This window comes from Sphingomonas sp. Leaf9, from assembly GCF_001421355.1.
Classification (GTDB): domain Bacteria; phylum Pseudomonadota; class Alphaproteobacteria; order Sphingomonadales; family Sphingomonadaceae; genus Sphingomonas.
Genome location: NZ_LMKC01000001.1, coordinates 363755 through 385685, shown reverse-complemented (window position 1 = coordinate 385685; position 21931 = coordinate 363755). Strand labels below are relative to the sequence as shown.

20 protein-coding genes are annotated in these 21931 nt (G+C 68.2%); 6 read left to right on the top strand and 14 right to left on the bottom strand.

All coding sequences use genetic code 11. The features are described from left to right. Positions 1-103 precede the first annotated feature (103 nt). Positions 104-370: an FAD assembly factor SdhE gene (locus ASE58_RS01880; protein ID WP_055760478.1), complete on the bottom strand. Its 267-nt coding sequence runs from the start codon at positions 368-370 to the stop codon at positions 104-106. A 69-nt stretch (positions 371-439) separates the two neighbouring features. On the opposite strand from ASE58_RS01880, the gene recG reads away from it, so the two are divergent. Both recG and ASE58_RS01870 read left to right on the top strand, forming a co-directional pair. Then, entirely contained in the window at positions 440-2500 is a 2061-nt protein-coding gene (gene recG, locus ASE58_RS01875) for an ATP-dependent DNA helicase RecG (RefSeq protein ID WP_055817404.1), read from the top strand. Positions 2501-2748: 248 nt separating this feature from the next. Then, positions 2749-3189, top strand: a complete 441-nt coding sequence (locus ASE58_RS01870) for a DMT family transporter (RefSeq protein WP_055817403.1) — start codon at positions 2749-2751, stop codon at positions 3187-3189. A 143-nt stretch (positions 3190-3332) separates the two neighbouring features. Here the strand turns inward: ASE58_RS01870 and tyrS are convergent, their stop codons facing one another. Next, positions 3333-4556 carry a tyrosine--tRNA ligase gene (gene tyrS / locus ASE58_RS01865; protein ID WP_055817402.1) on the bottom strand — a complete coding sequence of 408 codons (1224 nt, stop codon included), beginning with the start codon at positions 4554-4556 and terminating at the stop codon, positions 3333-3335. Positions 4557-4657: 101 nt separating this feature from the next. Between tyrS and ASE58_RS01860 the strand changes: the two genes are divergently transcribed. Genes ASE58_RS01860 through ASE58_RS01845 form a run of 4 tightly spaced genes read left to right on the top strand, consistent with a single transcriptional unit; the run spans position 4658 to position 9467 of the window. After that, positions 4658-5779 carry an anhydro-N-acetylmuramic acid kinase gene (locus ASE58_RS01860; protein ID WP_082467539.1) on the top strand — a complete coding sequence of 374 codons (1122 nt, stop codon included), beginning with the start codon at positions 4658-4660 and terminating at the stop codon, positions 5777-5779. Between the two features lie 9 nt (positions 5780-5788). Further along, positions 5789-6961, top strand: coding sequence for a hypothetical protein (locus tag ASE58_RS01855; protein ID WP_055760486.1), 1173 nt, complete (start codon positions 5789-5791; stop codon positions 6959-6961). Positions 6962-6996: 35 nt separating this feature from the next. Next, positions 6997-8091, top strand: a complete 1095-nt coding sequence (locus ASE58_RS01850) for a DUF2336 domain-containing protein (RefSeq protein WP_055817400.1) — start codon at positions 6997-6999, stop codon at positions 8089-8091. Continuing rightward, positions 8088-9467 carry a PAS domain-containing sensor histidine kinase gene (locus ASE58_RS01845; protein ID WP_055817398.1) on the top strand — a complete coding sequence of 460 codons (1380 nt, stop codon included), beginning with the start codon at positions 8088-8090 and terminating at the stop codon, positions 9465-9467. Before ASE58_RS01850 ends, ASE58_RS01845 begins: the two co-directional genes overlap by 4 nt. A 28-nt stretch (positions 9468-9495) precedes the next feature. Here the strand turns inward: ASE58_RS01845 and ASE58_RS01840 are convergent, their stop codons facing one another. From ASE58_RS01840 to ASE58_RS01785, 12 genes are all read right to left on the bottom strand, one after another. Then, on the bottom strand, positions 9496-10020 hold the full coding sequence (locus tag ASE58_RS01840; protein ID WP_055817395.1) for a hypothetical protein: 525 nt from the start codon (positions 10018-10020) through the stop codon (positions 9496-9498). Between the two features lie 44 nt (positions 10021-10064). Continuing rightward, complete coding sequence (locus ASE58_RS01835; protein ID WP_055817393.1) at positions 10065-10646, bottom strand: biliverdin-producing heme oxygenase; 582 nt, start codon at positions 10644-10646, stop codon at positions 10065-10067. 56 nt (positions 10647-10702) lie between these two features. Continuing rightward, the gene (locus tag ASE58_RS01830) at positions 10703-12400 is read right to left on the bottom strand and encodes a hypothetical protein (RefSeq protein ID WP_055817391.1); all 1698 of its coding nucleotides are present in this window, start codon (positions 12398-12400) and stop codon (positions 10703-10705) included. 45 nt (positions 12401-12445) lie between these two features. Next, positions 12446-13522, bottom strand: coding sequence for a protein-glutamate methylesterase/protein-glutamine glutaminase (locus ASE58_RS01825; RefSeq protein WP_055817389.1), 1077 nt, complete (start codon positions 13520-13522; stop codon positions 12446-12448). A 1-nt stretch (position 13523) separates the two neighbouring features. Further along, entirely contained in the window at positions 13524-14372 is an 849-nt protein-coding gene (locus ASE58_RS01820) for a CheR family methyltransferase (RefSeq protein ID WP_055817387.1), read from the bottom strand. 72 nt (positions 14373-14444) lie between these two features. Further along, the gene (locus ASE58_RS01815) at positions 14445-16361 is read right to left on the bottom strand and encodes a methyl-accepting chemotaxis protein (protein WP_235515889.1); all 1917 of its coding nucleotides are present in this window, start codon (positions 16359-16361) and stop codon (positions 14445-14447) included. 88 nt (positions 16362-16449) lie between these two features. Next, positions 16450-16929 (bottom strand): chemotaxis protein CheW, encoded by a 480-nt coding sequence (locus ASE58_RS01810; protein WP_055817385.1) that lies wholly within the window; start codon positions 16927-16929, stop codon positions 16450-16452. Then, positions 16926-18704: a methyl-accepting chemotaxis protein gene (locus ASE58_RS01805; RefSeq protein WP_235513455.1), complete on the bottom strand. Its 1779-nt coding sequence runs from the start codon at positions 18702-18704 to the stop codon at positions 16926-16928. The genes ASE58_RS01810 and ASE58_RS01805 overlap by 4 nt, the downstream gene beginning before the upstream one ends. 39 nt (positions 18705-18743) lie before the next feature. Then, positions 18744-19259 carry a chemotaxis protein CheW gene (locus ASE58_RS01800; RefSeq protein ID WP_055817381.1) on the bottom strand — a complete coding sequence of 172 codons (516 nt, stop codon included), beginning with the start codon at positions 19257-19259 and terminating at the stop codon, positions 18744-18746. Continuing rightward, positions 19246-21225 carry a chemotaxis protein CheA gene (locus ASE58_RS01795; protein WP_055817380.1) on the bottom strand — a complete coding sequence of 660 codons (1980 nt, stop codon included), beginning with the start codon at positions 21223-21225 and terminating at the stop codon, positions 19246-19248. Before ASE58_RS01795 ends, ASE58_RS01800 begins: the two co-directional genes overlap by 14 nt. Next, positions 21222-21590, bottom strand: a complete 369-nt coding sequence (locus tag ASE58_RS01790) for a response regulator (RefSeq protein WP_055760525.1) — start codon at positions 21588-21590, stop codon at positions 21222-21224. The genes ASE58_RS01795 and ASE58_RS01790 overlap by 4 nt, the downstream gene beginning before the upstream one ends. Continuing rightward, on the bottom strand, positions 21587-21895 hold the full coding sequence (locus ASE58_RS01785; protein WP_082467538.1) for an STAS domain-containing protein: 309 nt from the start codon (positions 21893-21895) through the stop codon (positions 21587-21589). The genes ASE58_RS01790 and ASE58_RS01785 overlap by 4 nt, the downstream gene beginning before the upstream one ends. Positions 21896-21931 lie beyond the last annotated feature (36 nt).

Below are 21931 nucleotides of genomic sequence, written 5' to 3'. Positions count from 1 at the left end.
GTTGGGAGAGGGGGAGTGCGGGGCGGGTGTTGTGGCATTCCCCTCTCCCCGGCCCTCTCCCCTGAAGGGGAGAGGGAGATCGGGTTCCGCTTCCCCCTTCAGTTCACCGCGAAACCGGCACGAAATCCATCGCGCGCATCGCGTGGAGGACCGGGTGGTCGAACTGTGCGGGCGGTGGCTGGACGCCCATCGCCCATGCCATGATGTCGACATCCTGTTCTTCGAGAAATTCCTCGAACCAGTCCATGTCGGCATCGCTCCACGTCGCCGAATGCGCGTCGAAATAGCCGCCGATCATCAGGTCGGCTTCGCGGGTGCCGCGATGCCAGCTACGGAATTTCAGGCGCTTCAGCCGGGTTTCGCGGTCCATGAGGTTCCAATGCCGATTGGCCGGCGGACGCTGGAAGCGGACGCCGGTTGGGATTAGGGCGAGATAGTCATGCGTCCCGATCTCCTCAACCCGCTGTTTGCCGAAGTCACCTCGTTGAAGGGGGTCGGCCCCGCGCTTGCCAAGCCGCTGGAGCGGTTGAAGCTGTCGCGCGTCGTCGATGTCGCGTTCCATCTGCCGACCGGCTGGGTCGACCGGCTGAAGCGCACGGAGCTGATGGAGCAGGATGCGGGGCGGGTGATCGCGATTCCGCTGGTCGCGACCGACTACCGGGTGAGTGCGGGGCGGGGGCCGACGCGGGTGCGGGCAGCGGACGTGCAGGGCAATATCCTCAGTCTCACCTATTTCGGCGGGTCGTCGGGCTGGGTAAAGAAGCTGTTCCCGCTCGGCGAAACGCGGATCGTGTCGGGCAAGCTGGAGCTGTACGGGCAGGAATTGCAGATGGTCCACCCGGACCATGTACTGCCCCCCGAAGAGGCCGACAGCCTGCCCGAACGGGAGGCGATCTATCCGCTGTCCGAGGGACTGACTTCACGCCGGGTCGGGCAATTGACCGCACAGGCGATCGAACGAGCTCCCGACCTGCCCGAATGGATCGAGCCGAGCCTGCTCGCCAAGCATGACTGGCCGGCGTGGAAGGCGGCATTGGCGCGCATCCACGCCGATCCGGCCGATGCCAAGGCGCGGGAGCGGTTGGCGTATGACGAGGTGTTCGCCAACCAGTTGGCGCTGTTGCTGGTGCGGGGCGAGGCGCGGGCGCGGAAAGGGCGGGCGCTGACCGGGGACGGGCGGCTGCGCAGCAAACTGGACCTGCCGTACACGCCGACGGGGGCGCAGTCGCGGACGATCGGGGAGATCGAGGGCGACATGGCGCAGACCCAGCCGATGCTGCGGCTGCTGCAAGGGGATGTCGGGTCGGGCAAGACGCTGGTGGCGTTGATGGCGCTGCTGATCGCGGTGGAGGGCGGGGCGCAGGGGGCGTTGCTCGCGCCGACCGAAATCCTGGCGCGGCAGCATTATGCGACGTTGCAGCGGCAGCTGGCGGGGACCGGGGTGACCGTCGCCGCGCTGACGGGCCGGGACAAGGGGAAGGTGCGCGAGAGCGTGCTGATGGGATTGGCCGATGGGTCGATCGACATCTTGATCGGCACGCACGCGATCTTTCAGGAAGGCGTGACTTATCGCGACCTGGGGCTGGTGGTGGTCGACGAACAGCACCGCTTCGGCGTGGCGCAGCGGATGATGTTGCAGGCGAAGGCGGTCCGCCCGCCGCACCTGCTGGTGATGACCGCGACGCCGATCCCGCGCACGCTGACGCTGGCGCAATATGGCGAGATGGATGTCAGCCGGCTGGACGAGATGCCGCCGGGGCGCGAGCCGATCGAGACGGTGGTGATGTCGGAGGACAAGCTGGACGCGGTGGTCGATGGCCTCGCCCGGCATCTGTCGGCGGGGAAGCAGGCCTATTGGGTGTGCCCACTGGTCGAGGAGAGCGAGAAGTCCGACCTTGCCGCCGCCGAGGCGCGGGCCGAGGCACTGCGGCAGCGGTTCGGGGACAAGGTGGCGCTGGTCCATGGGCGGATGAAACCGCTGGAAAAGGACGCGGTGATGGCCGAGTTTTCGGCAGCGCGCGCGGGCGTGCTGGTCGCGACGACGGTGATCGAGGTCGGGGTCGACGTGCCCAATGCGACGCTGATCGTGATCGAGGCGGCGGATCGGTTCGGGTTGGCCCAGCTGCACCAGCTGCGCGGGCGGGTCGGGCGCGGGGGCGGCAAGTCGGTGTGTTTGTTGTTGCGGGGCAATGCGCTGTCGGAGACGTCGCGCGCGCGGTTGGCGCTGATGCGGGAGAGCAACGACGGGTTCCGGATCGCCGAGGAGGATCTGCGGCTGCGCGGCGGGGGCGAGTTGCTGGGGACGCGGCAGTCGGGGGAGGCGGTGTTTCGGTTGGCCACGCCGGAGATGCTGGGCGAGTTGCTGCCGGTGGCGAATGCGGATGCGCGGTTGTTGGTCGATCGGGACGGGGGGCTGGAGGGGCCGCGGGGGCAGGCGGCGCGGGTGGCGTTGTACCTGTTCGAGCGGGATGCGGGGGTTGGGCGGTTGCGGTCGGGGTAAGTTCATTGGCCGTATCCCCGCGCAGGCGGGGATCCAGAGCCACGGGCGGCGCGCTTCGTTCCCCTGGACCCCCGCCTGCGCGGGGGTACGGTAGCTTCTTGCCGCCCTATCCGTCATTCCGGCGGAGGCCGGAATCCATTGTGTCGGGTGTTCTCGATCGTCCGCGACGTCACCCCATCCATGGATTCCGGCCTTCGCCGGAATGACGGAGGTTGCTTGGGACGGTCGCGACCGATAGCGCCTTGCCCATGAACGCCCTTGCTCCGCTTATCGTCGCCCTGCTGGGCGGTATCGGCCTTGCCGTGCAGCCGCCGACCAATGCCGCGCTGGGGCGGAGCATCGGGTCAGTGTTGCTGGCGGCGCTGGTGTCGTTCGCGGTGGGGACGATGATCCTTACGGCCGTCTGGCTGATCGCCGACCGGACGCCGCTGGCCAATCTGCGCGAGGCACGGCCGTGGATGTTTCTGGGCGGGGCCTATGGCGCGTTCTTCGTGTCGGCGGCGGCCTTTGCTGCGCCCCGGCTGGGGCTGGCGTCGATGCTGACGATCATGATCGCGACGCAGCTGGTCGCGGCGCTGGTAATCGACCGGTTCGGGCTGATCGGGTTGCCGAAGGCGCCGATCAGCGGGATGCGGCTGGCCGGGGTGGCGCTGGTGTTGGTCGGGGCGGTGTTGGTGCGGCGGGGGTAGGGCCAAATCCCCCAATCCGTTTGCTTCGGGCCCGTCGAGAACCTCAGTCGAGAGGGGGTGCCCCAAGCAACCCAGTTCTCGACGGACGCTTCTCGACAAGCTCGAAGCTGCTCGAACCGAACGGGGTGGTGGGAAGGGTAGCCCTACTCCGCGGGTGTCAGCAGCCCGTGATGCTTCTTGCCCGACGATACCCGCACCGGCGCCTCGACCGCGATCAGTTGCGCTTCGTCGACGACCTTCTCGCCATCGACCCGTGCGCCGCCGCCCTTGATGAGCCGGCGCGCCTCGCCCTTCGACGCGGCAAGGCCGAGCGCGACCAACGCGTCGACCACGGTGATGCCGCCGGCGACCGCGAAGGTCGGCAGCGTGTCGCCGGCCGATCCTTCCTCGAAGGTGCGGCGCGCGGTTTCGGCGGCTTGTGTCGCGGCGTCGGCACCGCGGCACATGGCGGTGGCTTCATTGGCGAGGATCTTCTTCGCCTCGTTGATCTCGGCCCCCTGCAATGCTTCCAGCCGGGTGATCTCGTCCAGCGGAAGGTCGGTGAACAGGCGGAGGAAGCGGCCGACGTCGCGGTCGTCGGTGTTGCGCCAGAATTGCCAGTAATCAAAATGCGGCAGCTGGTCCTCGTGCAGCCACACCGCGCCCGACATGGTCTTGCCCATCTTGCCGCCGTCCGCCGTCGTGATGAGCGGGGTGGTGACGCCGTACACCTCGGTCCCGTCCATCCGGCGCGACAGTTCGATGCCGTTGACGATGTTGCCCCACTGGTCGCTGCCGCCCATCTGCAGGCGGCAGCCATGCCGGCTCGACAATTCGCGGAAGTCGTAGGCCTGCAGGATCATGTAGTTGAATTCGAGGAACGACAGCGACTGTTCGCGGTCGAGGCGGAGCTTCACCGAATCGAACGACAGCATCCGGTTGACGCTGAAATGCTGCCCTACCTCGCGCAGGAACGGGATATATTCGAGGGCATCGAGCCAGTCGGCATTGTCGACCATCACCGCGTCCGACGGCCCGTCACCGAAGGTCAGGAAGCGTTCGAAGATGCGCTTGATCGACGCGACGTTGGCCGAAATCCCGTCCTCGGCCAGCAGCTTGCGCGCCTCGTCCTTGAAGCTGGGGTCGCCGATCTTGCCGGTGCCACCGCCCATCAGCACGATCGGCTTGTGCCCGGTCTGCTGCATCCGGCGCAGCAGCATGATTTGCACCAGGCTGCCGACATGGAGCGACGGCGCGGTCGGATCGAAGCCGATATAGCCGGGCACGACCTGCTTGTTCGCCAGCGCGTCGAGGCCGGCGGCGTCGGTCAGCTGATGGATATAGCCCCGTTCGGACAGGGTGACGAGCAAGTCGGAGGTGTATGCCATGCGCGTTCCCTTAGCGTCGCGGGCGCACCCAAGTCCACGCATCTCGACTTCGGCACGGTTCAGGCGATATTGAGGGCGTTCACTGGTGCGGAGATGCCCCCTTGCTTGCGATCGGCCTGATGTCTGGAACCTCGCTCGACGGGATCGACGCGGCCTTGATCGAGACCGATGGCAAGGGCGAGGTGCGGCCGATCGCGTTCGTCGGTACGCCGTATAGTGATGACGACCGCGCCACGCTGGCGTCGGCGACCGAACTGGCGCTGCTGTTCGACGATCCGGGCGAACATCCGCTGATCGAGCGGGCCGAGGAACTGCTGACCCGCACCCATGCAGCCGCCGTCGCCGCGCTGCTGGAACAGGCGGGCGTGGAGGCGCGGGCGGTCGACGTCATCGGCTATCATGGGCAGACGGTGGCGCATCGCCCGGACAAGGGCTGGACATGGCAGCTGGGCGATGGCGCGGCGCTGGCGGCGGCGACGGGCATCGATGTCGTCGCCGGGCTGCGCGTGGCGGACGTGCAGGCGGGCGGGCAGGGCGCGCCGCTATTGCCGGTCTATCATGCGGCGCTTGTCGAGGGGATGGACAAGCCGGTGGCGGTGCTGAACCTGGGCGGGGTCGGCAACATCACCTATGTCGGTGAGGATGGCGCGCTGATCGCGTTCGATACCGGCCCGGCCAACGGGCTGGTCGACAGCTGGGTCGAGGCGGAAAGCGGCGCGCGGTACGACGAAGGCGGCGCGCTGGCGGCGAGCGGGCGGGTGGATGCGGCGGTGCTGACCGCAATGCTCGACCATCCGTTCTTTGAACTGCCGCATCCCAAATCGCTGGATCGGCACGACTTTACCATCCAGCCGGCGCGCGGGCTGTCGGCGGCGGACGGGGCGGCGACGCTGACCGCCTTTACCGCCGCGTGCGTTGCCGAGGCGATCGACCGATTGCCCGCACGGCCGAAGCGGTTGTTCGTCGGGGGCGGCGGGCGGCGCAATCCGGAGATGCTGCGGATGATCGGCGAGCGCTGCGGCCTGACCGCCGAGCCGAGCGATGCGATCGGCTGGGACGGCGATGCGCTGGAGGCCGAGGGGTTCGCCTATCTGGCGGTGCGGTCGCTGAAAGGGCTGCCGATCACCTTTCCCGGCACGACCGGCGTCGCCCAGCCGCTGACCGGTGGTGTACTATATCCGGCGCCGCGCTCGGGGCTGGCGCTTCGGCTCGTGAGCGCTTAACGGCGGGGCATGCTGACCGGCCTGATTTTCGCGACCGAAGAAGCCGAGCACCAGCCCGGCGTGCTGGCGGCGACCCTGCCCTTTGGCGGCATGACCCTGATCGAATATCAGGCGCGGCTGCTGGTCGCGGCCGGTGTCGGGCAATTGCTGGTCGCGGTCGGGCGGGTGACGCCGGCGCTGGCGGCGGCGGTCAATCGGATCGGGCGGCGCGGGGCGACGGTCGACATCGTGCGATCGGCGGAGGAAGCGAAGGCGAAGGTCCATCCGTTGGCCACCATCGTCGCGCTGGCCGACGGCCTGGTCACGACCGATGCGGTGGTGGAGGGGATGGCGCTGGAGCCGACCGATACGCTGCTGGTGACGCCGACGGGGGACGCGACGTCGGTCGAACGGGTCGATGCCGAGCATTGCTGGGCCGGGGTCGCCACGCTGTCGATCGACCGGCTGGACGATGCCGCGCGCCTGCCGCGCGAATATGATTTCCAGTCGACGCTATTGCGCGTCGCGACGCAGGCGCGCGCGGCGCATGTCCTGCTGCCGGCGAAGGCGGTGCGATCGGGGCATGGCGTGGAGCGCGATGCGGGGACGCTGGAGGTGCGCAGCAAGGACGTGCTGGCGTCGCTGGCCGAACAGCGTACCGGCTGGATCGACCGCTATGTCTTCACGCCGGTATCGCGGCTGCTGCTGCCGTTGCTGGTGCGGCGCAAGGTGCCGGATGTCGCGATCGGTGCAGCGGGTGGCGTGCTGGGCGTTGCCGGGCTGGCGGCGATCCCGTTCTGGAGCGCAGGCGCGGCGACGGTGCTGCTGTTCCTGGCGATGGTCGTGCTGTCGGCCGGGTCGCTGCTCGGCTGGCTGCGCGGCGAGGACGGCCATGCGGCGATGCAGGAGCGGGGGGTCGATGTGTTCGGCGTCGCGGGCGTACTGGGCATCGGGCTGGTCCAGTCGCTGATCGTGCAGACGGGGACGGCGGGGGTGCTGGCGCTGGTCGGGGTGGTCGCGACGATCCTGGCGCGGCGTTCGCCTGCCGTCCGGCCGCCGTGGGCCGCGACGCCGGCGACGGCGTTGGTACTGCTCGCACCCTTTGCGCTGGCCGGAACATCGACGATCGGGCTGGCGTTGGTCGCGCTCCACGCGGGTGTCACACTTGCGCACGCCATCGAAACTTTGCGGCGCGAGGCTTAGCTTAGCCTTAACCGGGTAAGGTTAAAGCCGGAACCATGTCCATCGAGCCGATCGATCCCCGCGAAGCCAGCGCTGCCGCCCTCCTGCTGCTGGACCATGTCGCCGCGGCCGAGCGCGCGGGGCACCGGCGGCTGCGTGCGGCGGCCGAACATTTCCATTTGCCCGACGAGGCGCGGATCGACGACCGCACCGCCGCGCAGCTCGATACGGTGATGCGCACGACGATCACCGGCGTCGACGCGCTGGTGCGCGACCATGCGATCCGGCTGTTGACCTCGCGCGGGCAGGCGCCGCTGGCGCAGGGGCTGCGCGCGGCGGGATCGCCGTTCGACCGCGTGGTGCATGCCGGGCTGTTCCGCGATCCGGTGCTGTTCGGTGAGTTGTTCGCGCGGGTCCGGCTGAACGCGATCGCGCAAGGGCTGCCGGTGACGATCGCCGACCGGGGCGACGGGCCGACGATGGTCGCCCGGCTGGCGCAGTCGAGCGACCGGCTGGTCGCCGCCGCCGCCGTCGCGATGCTGGCCGCGCAGTCGCGGCGGGGCAGCGTGGTCGAGGGGATTCCGGCGGCGGTCGAACTGGCCCGGCCGTTGCTGGCGCGGCTGGCATGGTGGGTCGCGGCGGCGCTGCGCGACATGGCGGGCGCAGGCAGCGATATCGCGCTGCTCGACGCGGCGCTGGCCGAATCGGTACGCCGGGCGATCGAACCGCAGGGCGATCTGGTCCCGCTGGAGGTTGCAGCGATGCGGCTGGCACAGGCGATCGAGCCGCAGGGCGACGAGGTCGCGCCGCTGCTGGCGGAGGCGATCGGCGACGGGCGGCTGGTGCTGTTCACCGCGCTGGTCGCGCGGGCCAGCGGGCTGGCGTTCGAGCGGGTCCGTGACCTGGTGATCGATCCCGATGGCGCACGGCTGTGGGTCGTGCTGCGCGCGCTGGCGGTGGATCGCGCCACGATCGCGCGGATCGGCTTCGCGCTGGCCGAAGCGGAACCGGCGCGCGATATCGAAGGCTTTGCCGACCGGATCGACGTCATCATGGACGTAACGCCCGAGGCCGCGCGGGTCGCGCTGGCCCCGATGGCGCTGGATGCCGACTATCATGCGGCGATGCTGGCGCTGGGGTCGGCGGCGTGAACGACCATCGCCTTGGCGCGCCGCCCGCGATCGGGCGATTGTCGGCGGACGGGCTGCTGCTGGACGCCGAGCCGCGTCTGGCCGACCTGAACCGGCGGGCGGGGGGCGGCCCCGGACAGCCGATCGCCGTGCCGCAGATCGCGGCGCTGGTGCGGCTGGTCCAGCGGCTGGGCATCGCGCTGACCCGCCCGATCGTCGCCGCCGATGGCGAGGACGATATCGCGCTGACCGTGCGCGCCGAACCCGACGAACTGGGCATCCGGCTGGAAGTCGGTGGCTGGCAGGCAGGCGCGCCGTGGGAGGCCGAACCGGCCGGGCGGCGTGAGGTGGATTTCCTGCGTTCCGATGCCGACTGGCTGTGGACCACCGACGCGGCGCTGCACCTGACCCATGTGTCGGACCATGCCGCCGCGCGGTTGGGCTTCGATCCGCAGCGCGTGCTGGGCCAACCGATCACGCGGCTGTTCGCGCTGAACGATGATGGCGATGGCGGCTTTCCGATCCTGAGCGCGCTGGCGGCGCAAGGCTGGTTCGACGGGCAGGAAGCCGCGATCCGCGACACGACGCACCGCGTCCGCCTGTCGGCGGTGCCGCGCGTCGATGCCACCGGGCAATTTGCCGGCTTCGACGGCGCGGCGCGTGACGCGCCGCCGCAACTGGAGGCGCACCCTGCCGAGGTTGCGTCCGACCTGCCCGACGGGTTCAGCCGCCGCATCGGCCGCGCGCTGCGCGATCCGCTGGGTCGGATCATCGCCAATGCCGACAGCATGTCGGCGCAGACCGACGGGCCGCTGCGCGACGATTACGTCGCCTATGCCGCCGATATCGCCAGCGCCGGGCGGCATTTGCTGGGCCTGGTCGACGATCTGGAGGATTTGTCGGCGATCGAGCGCGCCGATTTCGCGGTGGCGATCGAAGACCTGGACCTCGCCGACGTGGCCCGGCGTGCGGCGGGTTTGCTGGCGGTGCGTGCGGCGCAGGGCGATGTGCGGATCGACCGGCCATCGTTCGACGAAGCGATGCCGGCGCATGGTGAGTTCCGCCGGGTGCTGCAGATTCTGGTCAATCTCATCGGCAATGCAGTGCGCTATTCGCCGCCGGGCGGCACGGTGTGGGTCCGGCTGGAGCGCGACGGCGACGATGCCTGCGTGATCGTCGGCGATCAGGGCAAGGGGATCGCCGCCGCCGATCAGGAGCGCATCTTCGCGAAGTTCGGCCGGGTCGACCCGACCGAGGCGGGCGGCAGCGGCCTGGGCCTCTACATCGCCCGGCGACTGGCGCGGGCGATGCACGGCGACATCCTGGTCGACAGTGCACCGGGGCAGGGCGCGCGGTTCGTGCTGTTGCTGCCGGGGCGGTTCGACGCGGTAGCGTGAGCGGGTGGGCCTGAAGAACAGGTCCGAACTAGAACGCTCCGTCGAATTCGCCGCGATTGATCCGGGAAATCCAGTCCGTGTCGAGGTTCAGCAGCGCTTCGGCGACATCGATATGGCCCTTGGCAACCGCCTGCGCTGCGGCGGCGGATAGCAGCATCGGCTGATCCCAGGCGTGGTGACGCTGCAGGCTGACAATTTCCATCAGGCGTTCGATGGACAGCCGATAGGCGTTGACCAGCGCTGCCGGAATGCCGGGTCCGCGCCCCGTCCGGCGGGCGACTTCGATTGCCGCGGGCAGCTGGAAAAATCCACAATCCACCGGCCCGGCCGCATGGCTTGCGATCTTCACCAGGTGCGGAACGGCCGCGTAGGACGCGGTGTAGGCATCACCCTGATGACACAGGTTCGACCAGAGGCTGAACCACGGCTCGTCCTGGTCCGTCGCTCTTGGCCCGGGCGAGGACGCCAAGGTTCGCAGGAGCGCCGGCACGTCGCCGGCATCGCCGTACGCGTGCTGCAAATCGTTCCAATACGGGTCGTCGAGGGAAAGCATACGCTTAGCCTAGCGGTTGGTCCGCATGGTCGGAACCGTCTTGGTCACGCAAAGGCGGCGTCCGCCAGTGCGCGGAAGCGGGCGAAGGCGTCTCGGGCGGCGGCGATCATGCGGTCTTCCTGCTCCGGCGTCATGTCCGCGGCGTCGATCCGTGCGGTGAAGCGCCGCCAATGCGCCGCGCGGCCTTCGGGATGGCCGGCGAGGTGGCGGGCGCCGTGGTCGGTCGACAGGCCGATCTGTTGCGCGGCCTTCAGCAGGAACGCCGCGCCGAGCGACGATCCTTCGGCGACATAGAGCCATCCGAGCGCTGTCGACATGTCGACAGGTTCGACCGGATCGGCGTCCGCTATCACCGGTGCCGACGCGCCGAGGTCGGCAAGGTCCGCCACGATCGCTGCCGACCGGTCGCGTTCGGCCAAATCGGGGATCAGCGCCCGGAGGTACGGCGCGGCATAGAGCGGGGCGAGCGCGGCATGGAACGCCTGCTGGGCGCGTAGGAAGCGGATATAGCGTTCGGTCGAGGAGAACGGGTCGAGCGCCATGATCCGGCGGTCGAGCGTGTCATGGATCGTCGCGGTCGCGGCCTTCAGGCGTTGCGAGCGGCTGGGGAGCGGGGTGGTAGTCACCCGCCACCCTAACCGCTTTGGCCGGGGGCGCAAAGCCGCGCCGCCCGGCCGACCCGTCAGAACAGGCCGTCGTCGTCGTCATCCTCCTCGACCGCCGCGCTGGCGACCGCAAAGGCGGCCGGTACGTTGGCGGCGTGGACGTCGCGTTCCTGCGCCATCGTGTAGAGCGCGAAGATGCGCGGCAGCAGCTCGCCCAGCGCGGCGGTGGCGTCGTCCGACAGGACATCGACCGGCGGCGTGGCCGACAGGACGATCGCCGCCTGCCGCATGGTGGCGCCCAGTTCCAGCTCGGCTCCGATCTCGTCGCCCGCGATCGCCAGCAGTTCGATCAGCTGCCGGGCATCGTCGCCGCCTTCGCGTACGGCCATGTCGGTGCGCTGGCACCCCTCGCGGATGACGACCAGCGCCTGCGACAGCTTGCCGCCCATGTCGCCTTCCCCCTCGGTGCCGCGCTTTTCGGCAAGGAGCGTGTTGACGTCCGACAGCTCGCGGATCGGCTGGCCGATGCCGCGCATCGCATTGCCCAGCGAATGGGCATAGATGTCGACTTCGCCCGCGACGACCGACACCGCCTTGCCCAGATCGCCGTGGCGACGGCACAGCAGGCGGGTGTTGGTCGCGATGTCCTGCACGTTGAACTGGACGCGCTGCAGCTGTTCGAGCCGCCCGGTCAGTTCGGTGACGGTTTCGGTGATGAGGCCCAGCATCGCCGCCGACCGCTGGTCCGCTTCCTGCAACTGCACGGTGATGACGGCGATTTCGCCGACGGCTTCCTCGATCTGGATCAGGAACGGACGGCCGTTACGGCCGGCATCGTCCTCGATCAAATCGAGCAGCGCGGCGGTGTCGGGCTGGAGTGCCTTCAGCGTGGAGACTAGGATCGCGGCGTCGCGGTCGAAATCGGCGGCGCTGGTTTCGAGCAGCGCGGCGAGCAGCCGGTGGACCACCGCTGCGACCTCGACATGGGTCGCTTCGGGCAGGGCATGCGCGGCCCCGTCGAGCAGTTGCAGCGCGGAGACGACATGTTCCAGCCGCTGCCGGGTGCTGTCGCCGACCTGCAACGCGCCGAGCATGGTCGCGACGCGTCCCTGCACCGTCCGCGCGATCTCCGCCACCTGCCGCGCCATCGACGCCACATCGCCCAGATGGGTGTGGAGCGCATCGGCATCGCGGGTCAGCCGCACCGGCACGGCGGGCAGGATCTTGCGCGTTTCGGCGGCGAGCAGGCGACCGGCCTGCTGCACGCTGCCGACGCTGCCCGACAGTTCCTTCAGCTTGGCGAGGAACCCTTCGAGATGTTCTTCACCGGTGGCAAGACGTTGCCCCATGTCATTGACGAAGCCCACGAAAGCCGCCTCGCCCGAGGCCGCGATCTTGATGTTCATGCCATAGATATGGAGCACGCGCAGCGCCTGTCGCATGTCCATCACATGGTCGCGCAGCACGCGCGATGCGGCACTGATCCGGGCCATGTCGGCCTCGCGACCCGCCTGCACCACCGGCAGCGCGTCGAGCTGTCCGGAGACCGACTTCAGGCTCGACACGGCGATACCGGCGACGCTTTCGTCGAGCGCACCGGTCACCCCGTCGATCGAGGTGATGATGCGGTCGATCGTCTCGATCGCGGTGGCGAGCGTAGTCCCGGCGCGGACGAAGCGCGCGTCCATGCCGGCGGCGACCAGCGCGAGCGAGCGTTTCAGGTCGGACAGGTCGATCGCCTGCGCATGGTCGGTATCGATGCGGATATACTGCATGGCGTCAGTCCTGAACGGGTGGGTAGGCAGGGCGCGGCGCGAGCGTCATCGCGCGGTCGCCTGCAACAATTCGCGGGCGATGGCGCCGAGCGGGATCACCCGGTCGGCCGCGCCGCGGGCGATCGCTTCCTTGGGCATGCCGAACACGACCGACGTCGCCTCGTCCTGCGCGAAGGTGCGCGCGCCGGCCTGCTTCATTTCCAGCAGGCCGCGCGCGCCGTCGTCGCCCATGCCGGTCATGATGATGCCGACCGCGTTCGACCCGGCGTTGCGCGCGGCGGAGCGGAACAGCACGTCGACCGAGGGGCGGTGGCGCGAGACCAGCGGCCCTTCCTTGACCGCGACGACATAGCGCGCACCCTGTCGTTCCAGCATCATGTGGCGCAGGCCGCCCGGTGCGATGAGGACATGACCGCGCATTACGGTATCGCCGTCCTCGGCCTCCTTCACGTCGACCTGGCACAGCCCGTTCAGCCGCTTGGCGAAGGCCCGGGTGAAGCTTTCGGGCATATGCTGCACGATGACGATGCCCGGCGAGTTGGCGGGCAGCGCCTCCAGTACCTCGCGCAGGGCTTCGGTCCCGCCGGTCGACGCGCCGATGCAGACGACCATTTCGGTCGTGCGGCTCATGGCGCGGCCCGTGGGCGGCGGCAGCACCGCATCGGCGGTCAGCTTGGCGGCGGGCGCGCTCAGCCGGCTGGCGGCGGGGCGGCTGCGCAGCCGCGCGCGTGCTGCACCCTTCACCGTTTCGCGGATGCGCATCTTGGCGTCGTTCAGGTGATCGGCGACCCCCATGCGCGGCTTCAGGATGACGTCGACCGCACCCGCCTCCAGCGCCTGGAGCAGCGTTTCGGACCCTTCCTCGACCAGCGACGAACACATCACCACCGGGATCGGCTTCTGGCTCATCAGCTTGCGCAGGAAGGTCACGCCGTCCATCCGCGGCATTTCGACGTCCAGCGTGATGACGTCGGGCACCTCCTCCTGAATGCAGCGCGCAGCGGCAAAGGGATCGGCGGCGGCGGCGATCACTTCGATCGCGGGGTCTTCGCTCAGGATCGCCGTCATCGCCTGGCGGACGCTGGCGCTGTCGTCGATGATGAGGACGCGGATCTTGGCCATGTCAGTCCTTCGTGAAGACGGTGTAGGACGCGGTTTTCACCGGCAGGTCCATGCCGGCGATCGATTCCGAATGGCCAAGGAACAGGAAGCCGCCGGGACGCAGATTGTCGCACAGCCGGCGGACGACGCGCTCCTGCGTTTCCTTGTCGAAATAGATCAGCACGTTGCGGCAGAAGATGATGTCCATCGGTTCGCCGACCGGATAGCGGGCATCCATCAGGTTCAGCCGGGCAAAGCCGATCGCCGAGCGCAGCGCAGGCACGATGCGCACCTGGTTCGAATCCCGGTCGCGCGACGTGGCGACATAGCGCTGGCGGAGCATCGCCGGCACCGGTTCGACCAGTTCCGCCGGATAGATGCCACGCCGGGCCGTTTCGAGCACGGCGGTGTCGATGTCGGTCGCGAGAATGCCGTAATCGATCCCACTCTTCTGCGCGAACTGATCGAGCACCATCGCCATCGTATAGGGTTCGGCCCCGGTCGAGCAGGCGGCGCTCCACGCCCGGATGCGACGCCGGCCGGCATCGGCCAGCGTCGGCAGCGCCGTCTGCGTCATGAAATCGAAGTGGCCCGGTTCACGGAAGAAATCGGTCTTGTTGGTCGTCACCGCATTGATGAGGTGGACCATTTCATCCGGGTCGGCGCTGCCGTCGAACAGATGGTCGCAATAGGCATCGAGCGAGGCGATGCCGACCTCGCGCAGCCGCCGCTGCAACCGGCCCTGCAGCATCGTCGCCTTGGTCGCGGGCATCTTGATCCCGGTCTGGTCGAAGATCAGCGCCGACAGCCGCGCGAACTTGTGCGGGCTGAGCCGGTCCTGATCGGGGGACGGGGCGAGTAGTGCGGACATCAGGCGAATTCCAATCGGTCGACGCGGTGACGACGATCCTGTCGTCGGGTCGGGTAGGGGGCAGGGCGGCGATCAGGCCGCCCGGCCGAAATCTGCGTCCTCGTCGTCGAAGCCGCCTTGCGACAGGTCGAGTGCGAAGCCGCGGACGCGGGATTGCTGGTCGGCGATGCTGCCGGTGCGGGCCTTGGCCGGTGCCTTCGGCTTCTTCGCCTTGACCTTGGCCGGTGCACGGGGCGCGGCGGGGGCCGCCGCCGCCGGAGCGTTGGCCAGCCGGAAGAAGGCGATGCTCGCCTGCAGTTCCTCCGCCTGGCCCGCCAGTTCGTCGGCGGTCGACGAAATCTCTTCGGATGCCGACGCGTTCTGCTGGGTCACGGAATCGAGCTGCTGCAACGCCTGGTTGATCTGGCTCGCACCGATATCCTGTTCGCGGCATGCGGCGCTGATTTCCGACACCAGTTCGGCGGTGCGGCGGATGTCGGGCACCAGCTTCGTCAGCATCTCGCCCGCCTGGCCGGCGGCCTTCACCGTGTCGGACGAGACGGCGTTGATCTCGGCCGCCGCACTCTGGCTGCGTTCGGCGAGCTTGCGCACTTCGGAGGCGACGACCGCGAAGCCGCGCCCATGTTCGCCGGCGCGCGCCGCCTCGACCGCGGCGTTCAGCGCCAGCAGGTCGGTCTGGCGGGCGATCTCCTGCACGATGCCGATCTTGTCGGCGATGGTGCGCATCGCGGAGACGGCGCGGTCGACCGCGAGGCCGCTGGCCTCGGCATCCTTCGACGACTGGCGCGCGATCTTTTCGGTCTGCGCGGCATTGTCGGCGTTCTGTTTGATGTTGGCGGCCATTTCCTCCATCGAAGCGGAGGCTTCCTCGGCGGCGGCGGCCTGTTCGCTCGCCCCTTCGCTCACCTGATCGGACGAGGACGAGAGCTGCTGGCTGCCGGCGGCGACCTGGTCGGAGGCGGATGCGACCTCGTTCGCGAATTTCGACAGATTGTCGACGAGGCGGTTGATCGCGTCCTTCATCCGCTGGTGATCGCCGTCGCAGGCGATCTCGACCCGGCTGGTCAGGTCGCCGGTGCTGACGCGATCGAGCACGCGGTTCCCCTCGGCGATCGGCAGGAGGATCGCGTCGAGCATCCCGTTGATCCCCGCGACCATCGCCGCATAGTCGCCGGCGAACCGGGCCGCGTCGCCGCGTTCGGTCAGGCGGCCGTCGGTCGCCGCACCGATCAGGCGCTGGATCTCGCCCGAAATCTGTCGGAAATTTGCGCGCAGCGTTTCGATGGTGTCGTTGATGAACGCCTTCTTGCCGGGGAAGGGTTCGAGCGTTGCGTCGAAATCGCCTTCGCCGAACGCCTTGAGACAGGCCATCGCCTTTTTCTTCACCGCGATATGGCCGGCGACCATCGTGTTGATACCGGCCGCCATGGTCCGGAAATCGCCGGGGAATTTGTCGACGGCGACCACGACGTCGATGTCGCCGCGATCATGTTCGTCCGACATGTGGTTCATCTCGGCGATCAGCGTGCGCAGATTGCCGCGCAGCGTTTCGATCGTGTCGTTCAGGAACGCCTTCTTGCCGGGCAGTTGCGCGAAGGGTGCGTCGAAATGACCGTTGGCCAGTTCGCGGATGCAGCCCATCGCCGCCTTCTTCGTATCGATATGCGATCCGACCAGCCGGTTCACCTGGCCCGCGATCCGCCCGACATCGCCGGGAAGGCTGTCGGGTGCCAGCAGGACGTCGATCTCGCCACGATCATGTTCGGCCACGACATGCGCCATCGCCGCGTCGAGCTGGCCGACCGGCGCCAGTGCGGTGTCGAGCAGGGCGTTGACCGCCGCCAGCAGGTCGCGCGCCTCGTCGGTCGCCATATCCTCGCGCAGTCGCTGCGACAGGTCGCCGGCGGCGATCGACCGGGTAAGCGCGTGGATTTCGGCGATCGCCGCGCCGGGCCGGGAGGTGCGTTTGAACTGCGACAGCATCGACATGACGGACATCCTCTTTTCTTGTTTTGGCCAGCGGCGGATCGATGGCCGCGTCGCATCCCGCCGCCGGGTGCGACGCGGCGAAGGGGGGTCAGGCGGCGGCGGCGATGGTCTCGATCGCGGAGTCGTCGTTGGAGAAGACCTCCGCAGCGTCGATCACCACGACGAAGCCGTCCGGTTCGCGCACCACGCCGGCGATATAATTGGATCGCCAGCGCAGCCCGATATCGGGCGCGGATTCCAGCCGGTCGCGTTCGAAACTGGCGACCGCGATCACCCGGTCGACCACCAGCCCCAGCGAGAGCATGCGGTCGGCCAGCACCACGTCGACGATCAGCACGCGGGTGGCCAGCGTCGGTTCGACCGGCGTCAGGCCAAGCCGCATCCGGAGGTCGATCATCGGTACGCCCTGTCCCCGGACGTCGGTGATGCCGAGCATCCACGCCGGGCCGTTCGGCACGCGAAAGGCGGGGCGATAGTCGAGGATTTCGCGAACCATGGTCACCGGCACGGCGAACACTTCGTCGCCCAGGCCGAAGGTAACGACCTGCATCGGTGTAGTATCGGTCATGCTGCTGCTGCTCCAAATGCGGCGTCGTCGCTGTCCGGCCCGCCCTGCGACAGGTCGAGGGCGAAGCCGCGGACGCGGTTCTGCTGGTCGGCGATCGTGTTCACCTTCGGACGTGGCGCGGCGGCCGGTGCCTTGGCGCGGGCTGTCGGCTTGCGCGTCGCGGCCGGCTTGCGGGCGTGATGGGTCTGTTCCACGCGGAAGAAGGCGATGCTCTGCTGCAGCTCGTTCGCCTGTCCGGCCAGTTCCTCGGAGGTCGAGGTGATCTGTTCCGACGCCGATGCATTCTGCTGCGTCACGGTGTCGAGCTGTTGCAGTGCCTGGTTGATCTGGCTCGCGCCGATATCCTGTTCACGGCAGGCAGCGCTGATTTCCGACACCAGTTCGGCAGTACGACGGATGTCGGGGACCAGCTTGGTCAGCATCTCGCCGGCCTGTGCGGCGGCCTGCACCGTGTCGCCCGACACCGCGCTGATTTCGGCAGCGGCGGTCTGGCTGCGCTCGGCAAGCTTGCGCACTTCGGATGCGACCACCGCAAAGCCGCGACCATGTTCGCCGGCACGGGCCGCCTCAACTGCGGCGTTCAGCGCCAGCAGGTCGGTCTGCCGCGCGATTTCCTGCACGATGCCGATCTTCTGGGCGATGGTGCGCATCGCAACGACGGCCTTGTCCACCGCGACGCCGCTCGCTTCGGCATCCTTCGAAGACTGGCGCGCGATCTTTTCGGTCTGGGCGGCGTTGTCGGCGTTCTGTTTGATGTTGGCAGCCATCTGCTCCATCGATGCCGAGGCTTCCTCGGCAGCGGCGGCCTGTTCGGTCGCGCCCTGCGACACCTGTTCGGACGATGCGGACAGTTCCTGGCTGCCGGCGGCGACGTTGTTCGCCGCGCCGGTCGCATCGCCGACCACGCCGCGCAGCCGCTCGACCATCGACACCAGCGCGTGGCCGAGCTTGTCCTTGTCCGACGCAGGGCTGTGATCGACGGTCAGGTCGCCCTGTGCGATCGTATCGGCCAGTACCGCCGACTTGCGCAGCGCGACCGTCATGCGATTCACCGTGTCGACCAGATCCTTGATCTCGTCGTTGCTGGTGACGGTTACTTCCTGGTCGAGATCACCGATCGCCACCGCGTCCAGCGCGACGCCGACCCGCTTCAGCCCCTTCGACACGATCATGCTGATCCACAGCGCACCGCCGATGGCGATCAGCATTGCGGCAATGGCGACGGTCAGCACCAGGTTGCGCGCAGCGGCATATTCGGCGGCAGTCGCTTCTTTCGATTCCGCCATCCGCACGTTGCTGCGTTCGACCAGCGTATCGATGGATTGCGACATCTTCTTCATCAGGTCGCGCGACTTGGTGAGCGTCAGCGATGCGGCCTGGGCATTGTCATTGGCCAGTGCGTACGTCCGAATCTGCTGGTTGACGCCCTTATATTCGGCCCAGGCGGCGCTCAGGCTCGCCCAATCGCCTTTCGATTGTTCGGTGGAATTCTGGGCGGCGATGGAAATGAGCTGGTCGAGTTCCGCAGCCTTCGCCAGCGACTCCTGGTCGAGCTGCTTCGTAAAGTTGGCGTCGCTGGTCAGTGCCATGTTCTTTTCGAGGCGCAGCATTTCATTCATCTTCACCTTGATGGTGAGATTGCGCACCTGTCGTGCGGCTGGCCCGTCGATGACCTCGACGATATTCGTGTTCATGGCCGACATCTTCGTCATGCTGAGCGCGACGATGCCCGCCAGCAGCGCCAGCACGACCCCGAACGTGACGGCAAGTTTCATTTTTATCGTTGCACGCATATGTTGATCCCCCCCGGATGGTTAGTTGATGGCTGCCGCCGCCAGGTCGCGGCGGGCAATCGTCTGGAAAATGGCGTCCAGATCGGGCAGCACCACGATATCGTCGCCATGCCGGACCAGCGTCCGCACATAGTCCCGGCGCCAGCGCAGCCCGACGACGGGTGCCCCCTCGCTGGTGGCCGCATCGAACGTGGCGACTTCGTGCACCTTGTCGGTGCGCAGGCCGACCATCATCGCCTCGCCGTTCAGCTCGATTTCGATCACGACGATCCGGCTGTCGGGCGTCGTCGTGGGCAGGTCCATGCCGAAGGCGAGATGCAGATTGGCGAGCGGGATGATCCGCCCCCGGAAATTCACGACATGGCCGACCAGCGGCGGTGCGCCGGGCACCCGGGTTTCGGGCATCATGTCGAGGATTTCGCGGACCAGCACCGCTTCCAGTGCAAAGCTCTGCCCGCCAAGGTCAAAGACGAGGACCTCCAGCTGGCGATCCTGATTCCACGGCACGGTGGCCGATTGCACGTTATCCGGCTGCACGTAGCGTCTCCTCATGCGGTTGGCCGAGCGCGATCAGCTGGGCGATGTCGAGGATCAGCGCGACCTCGCCGTCGCCGAGGATCGTTGCGCCGGCAAAGGTCGCGGCACCTTGATGCAGCGCCGACATCGGCTTGATGACGGTCTGGTGGTTGCCGATGATCTGATCGACGACCAGCCCGACGCGCCCCTGCGGCGTGGCGACGACCACGATCTTCTGGAACGGATCAGGCCGGGTGTCGGTGGCGAACATTTCGCGCAGGCGCAGGAACGGCACCAGCTTTTCACGCAACGTGATGAGGCTGCGGCCGCGATGGCGCAGGTCGTCCTCCAGCGACAGCTCGATGCATTCCTCGACCGCGGTCAGCGGAATGACGTAACGGCCGGTGCCGACCCGCACGAGCAGGCCGTCGATGATCGCCAGCGTCAGCGGAATGCGCAGCGCGATCAACGATCCCTCGCCCTCGGTCGACTGGACGTCGATCGACCCGCGCAACCCTTCGATCGTGCGCTTCACCACGTCCATGCCGACCCCCCGGCCCGACAGGTTGGTGACGGTCGCCGCGGTCGAGAAACCAGGCGCGAAGATCATCTGCAGCAGGTCATGGTCGCTCAGCGCCTGGTCGGGCTGGATCAGGCCGTTTGCCTCTGCCTTCGCCCGCACGCGGGCGCGGTTGATGCCCCGGCCGTCGTCGCGGATGGTGATGACGACCTCACCCCCGGCCTGATGCGCCGCCAGGCGGACGGTGCCGGCGGCGGGCTTACCGACGGCGGCGCGGTCGTCCGGCGTCTCCAGCCCGTGGTCGCAGCTGTTGCGGATCAGGTGGACCATCGGGTCGAACAGGCGTTCGATCACGGTCTTGTCGACTTCGGTCGCCTCGCCTTCGGTTTCGAACTCGATCGTCTTGCCGGTGTCGCGCGACAGGTCGTGGATCAGGCGGCGGAAGCGCGAGAAGAGCGAACCGACCGGGACCATGCGCAGCACCATCATGGTCTCGCGCAGTTCCCCCGCCAGCCGTTCGATTTCTTCGGAGACCGAGCGCAGCACCAGGTCCTGCCCGCGATGGGCCAGCTGCGACAGGCGGCTTTGCGCGATCACCAGCTCGCCCACCCGGTCCATCAGCGCGTCGAGCCGACCTGCAGGCACGCGGACGCTTTCTTCCGCCTTGGCGGTCGATCGGGCGGCGGGGCCGTCGGTGGTCGGTGCGGCGGTGGGCACTGCCATTACGGGTTCTTCCGCGACGACGATCGGCGCTGCGACGGCGGGTGCGTCTTCCGCATCGACCGCAAGCGGTTCGATGGTCAGTTCCATGTCGTCCATCACGAAGATGAACACGTCCTCGATATCGTCGCGCTTGATGTCGCCGATCAGGGTCACGTCCCAGCCGACATGGCATTCGGTCGGTACCAGCTGCGACAGCGGCGGGATGGCGTCGGTGCGCGCGGCGATGGTCGCCTCGCCCAGCTCGCGCAGCTCGTCGAGCAGCATCAGCGGGTTGGTGCCGTTGGCCATCGCATCGACCGGCAGCTTGAACGACACCTGCCAACCGGTGCGCTTCGCAGTAACCGGCGCGGTGGGGGCGGCGGGGGTGGCGCCCGACGCTTCGTCGATCGCGGCCTGCAGCCGGGCGAGGATCGCGTTGCCCTCCGCCCTCGGCGCATCGCCGTCGACCAGCGCGCGCATATGGTCCTGCGCCGATAGGATCACCGAGACGAGGGCGGCGGTCGCCGGGACCTGCCCCTTGCGCACCCGGTCGAACGCGGTTTCGCAGTGGTGGGTGAAGCCGGCGAGCGCGTCGAAGCCGAACATCGCGCCCGAACCCTTCAGCGTGTGCAGCCCGCGAAACACGGCGTTGACCAGATCGACATTGCCAAGGTCATGGCCGAGGTCGAGCAGCCCCTGTTCGACGGCATCGAGGACCTCGCCCGCCTCCACGCGAAAGGCGGCGATCGGATCGTCGCCGCTCACCGGCCCAGCACCTTGCGCGCGACCTTCACCAGCTGGTCCGGCACGAACGGCTTGACCAGCCAGCCGGTCGCACCGGCGGCCTTGGCCTGGTTCTTCATTTCCGGGTCGGACTCGGTCGTCAGGAAGATGATCGGCACGCCGGCCTGCGCGGGCTGCTTGCGCAGTTCGCGGATCATGGCGAGGCCGTCCATGTTCGGCATGTTCAGGTCGGTGACGATCATGTCGAACTTCGTCGACGTGGCCTTTGCCAGACCCTCTACCCCGTCGCCGGCCTCGGTCACGGTATAGCCGGCACCGGTCAGCGCGATACGGATCGCCATGCGCAGGCTGGCGGAATCATCGACGGCGAGAATGGAAGCGGTCATTGTAGCGGGACTCCGTGGAACCAGAAGGCATTGTCGTCGGGGGTCATCGCGTCGCTGAAGCCGGCGCGGTGAAGAAGGGCGGTCAGCGCTTCGCCGGCCGGGGCGGACAGGCGGACGTCGCCGCCCTGCGCGCCGGCTTCGAGGCGAAGGCTGTGGATGAGCTGCACGACGCTGAGATCAGGTGCGGCGAGGGCCGAGACGTCGAGCACGACATCGCCGTCCAGCGGCAATGCGCGCAGGTCGTCGGCCACGGCGGCGACCGTGGTCATGCTCAGCGCATCGGGAAGGGAGAAGGTAGACGTCATACGATTTCGACCCCAAGGAACAGGGTCTACGTCGCA

Bases quoted from the DNA above. Each gene is read 5' to 3' on its own strand.
- ASE58_RS01880 (WP_055760478.1), bottom strand. From the start codon at position 370: ATGGACCGCGAAACCCGGCTGAAGCGCCTGAAATTCCGTAGCTGGCAT.
- recG (WP_055817404.1), top strand. From the start codon at position 440: ATGCGTCCCGATCTCCTCAACCCGCTGTTTGCCGAAGTCACCTCGTTG.
- ASE58_RS01870 (WP_055817403.1), top strand. From the start codon at position 2,749: ATGAACGCCCTTGCTCCGCTTATCGTCGCCCTGCTGGGCGGTATCGGC.
- tyrS (WP_055817402.1), bottom strand. From the start codon at position 4,556: ATGGCATACACCTCCGACTTGCTCGTCACCCTGTCCGAACGGGGCTAT.
- ASE58_RS01855 (WP_055760486.1), top strand. From the start codon at position 5,789: ATGCTGACCGGCCTGATTTTCGCGACCGAAGAAGCCGAGCACCAGCCC.
- ASE58_RS01850 (WP_055817400.1), top strand. From the start codon at position 6,997: ATGTCCATCGAGCCGATCGATCCCCGCGAAGCCAGCGCTGCCGCCCTC.
- ASE58_RS01840 (WP_055817395.1), bottom strand. From the start codon at position 10,020: ATGCTTTCCCTCGACGACCCGTATTGGAACGATTTGCAGCACGCGTAC.
- ASE58_RS01830 (WP_055817391.1), bottom strand. From the start codon at position 12,400: ATGCAGTATATCCGCATCGATACCGACCATGCGCAGGCGATCGACCTG.
- ASE58_RS01825 (WP_055817389.1), bottom strand. From the start codon at position 13,522: ATGGCCAAGATCCGCGTCCTCATCATCGACGACAGCGCCAGCGTCCGC.
- ASE58_RS01820 (WP_055817387.1), bottom strand. From the start codon at position 14,372: ATGTCCGCACTACTCGCCCCGTCCCCCGATCAGGACCGGCTCAGCCCG.
- ASE58_RS01815 (WP_235515889.1), bottom strand. From the start codon at position 16,361: ATGTCGATGCTGTCGCAGTTCAAACGCACCTCCCGGCCCGGCGCGGCG.
- ASE58_RS01810 (WP_055817385.1), bottom strand. From the start codon at position 16,929: ATGACCGATACTACACCGATGCAGGTCGTTACCTTCGGCCTGGGCGAC.
- ASE58_RS01805 (WP_235513455.1), bottom strand. From the start codon at position 18,704: ATGAAACTTGCCGTCACGTTCGGGGTCGTGCTGGCGCTGCTGGCGGGC.
- ASE58_RS01790 (WP_055760525.1), bottom strand. From the start codon at position 21,590: ATGACCGCTTCCATTCTCGCCGTCGATGATTCCGCCAGCCTGCGCATG.
- ASE58_RS01785 (WP_082467538.1), bottom strand. From the start codon at position 21,895: ATGACGTCTACCTTCTCCCTTCCCGATGCGCTGAGCATGACCACGGTC.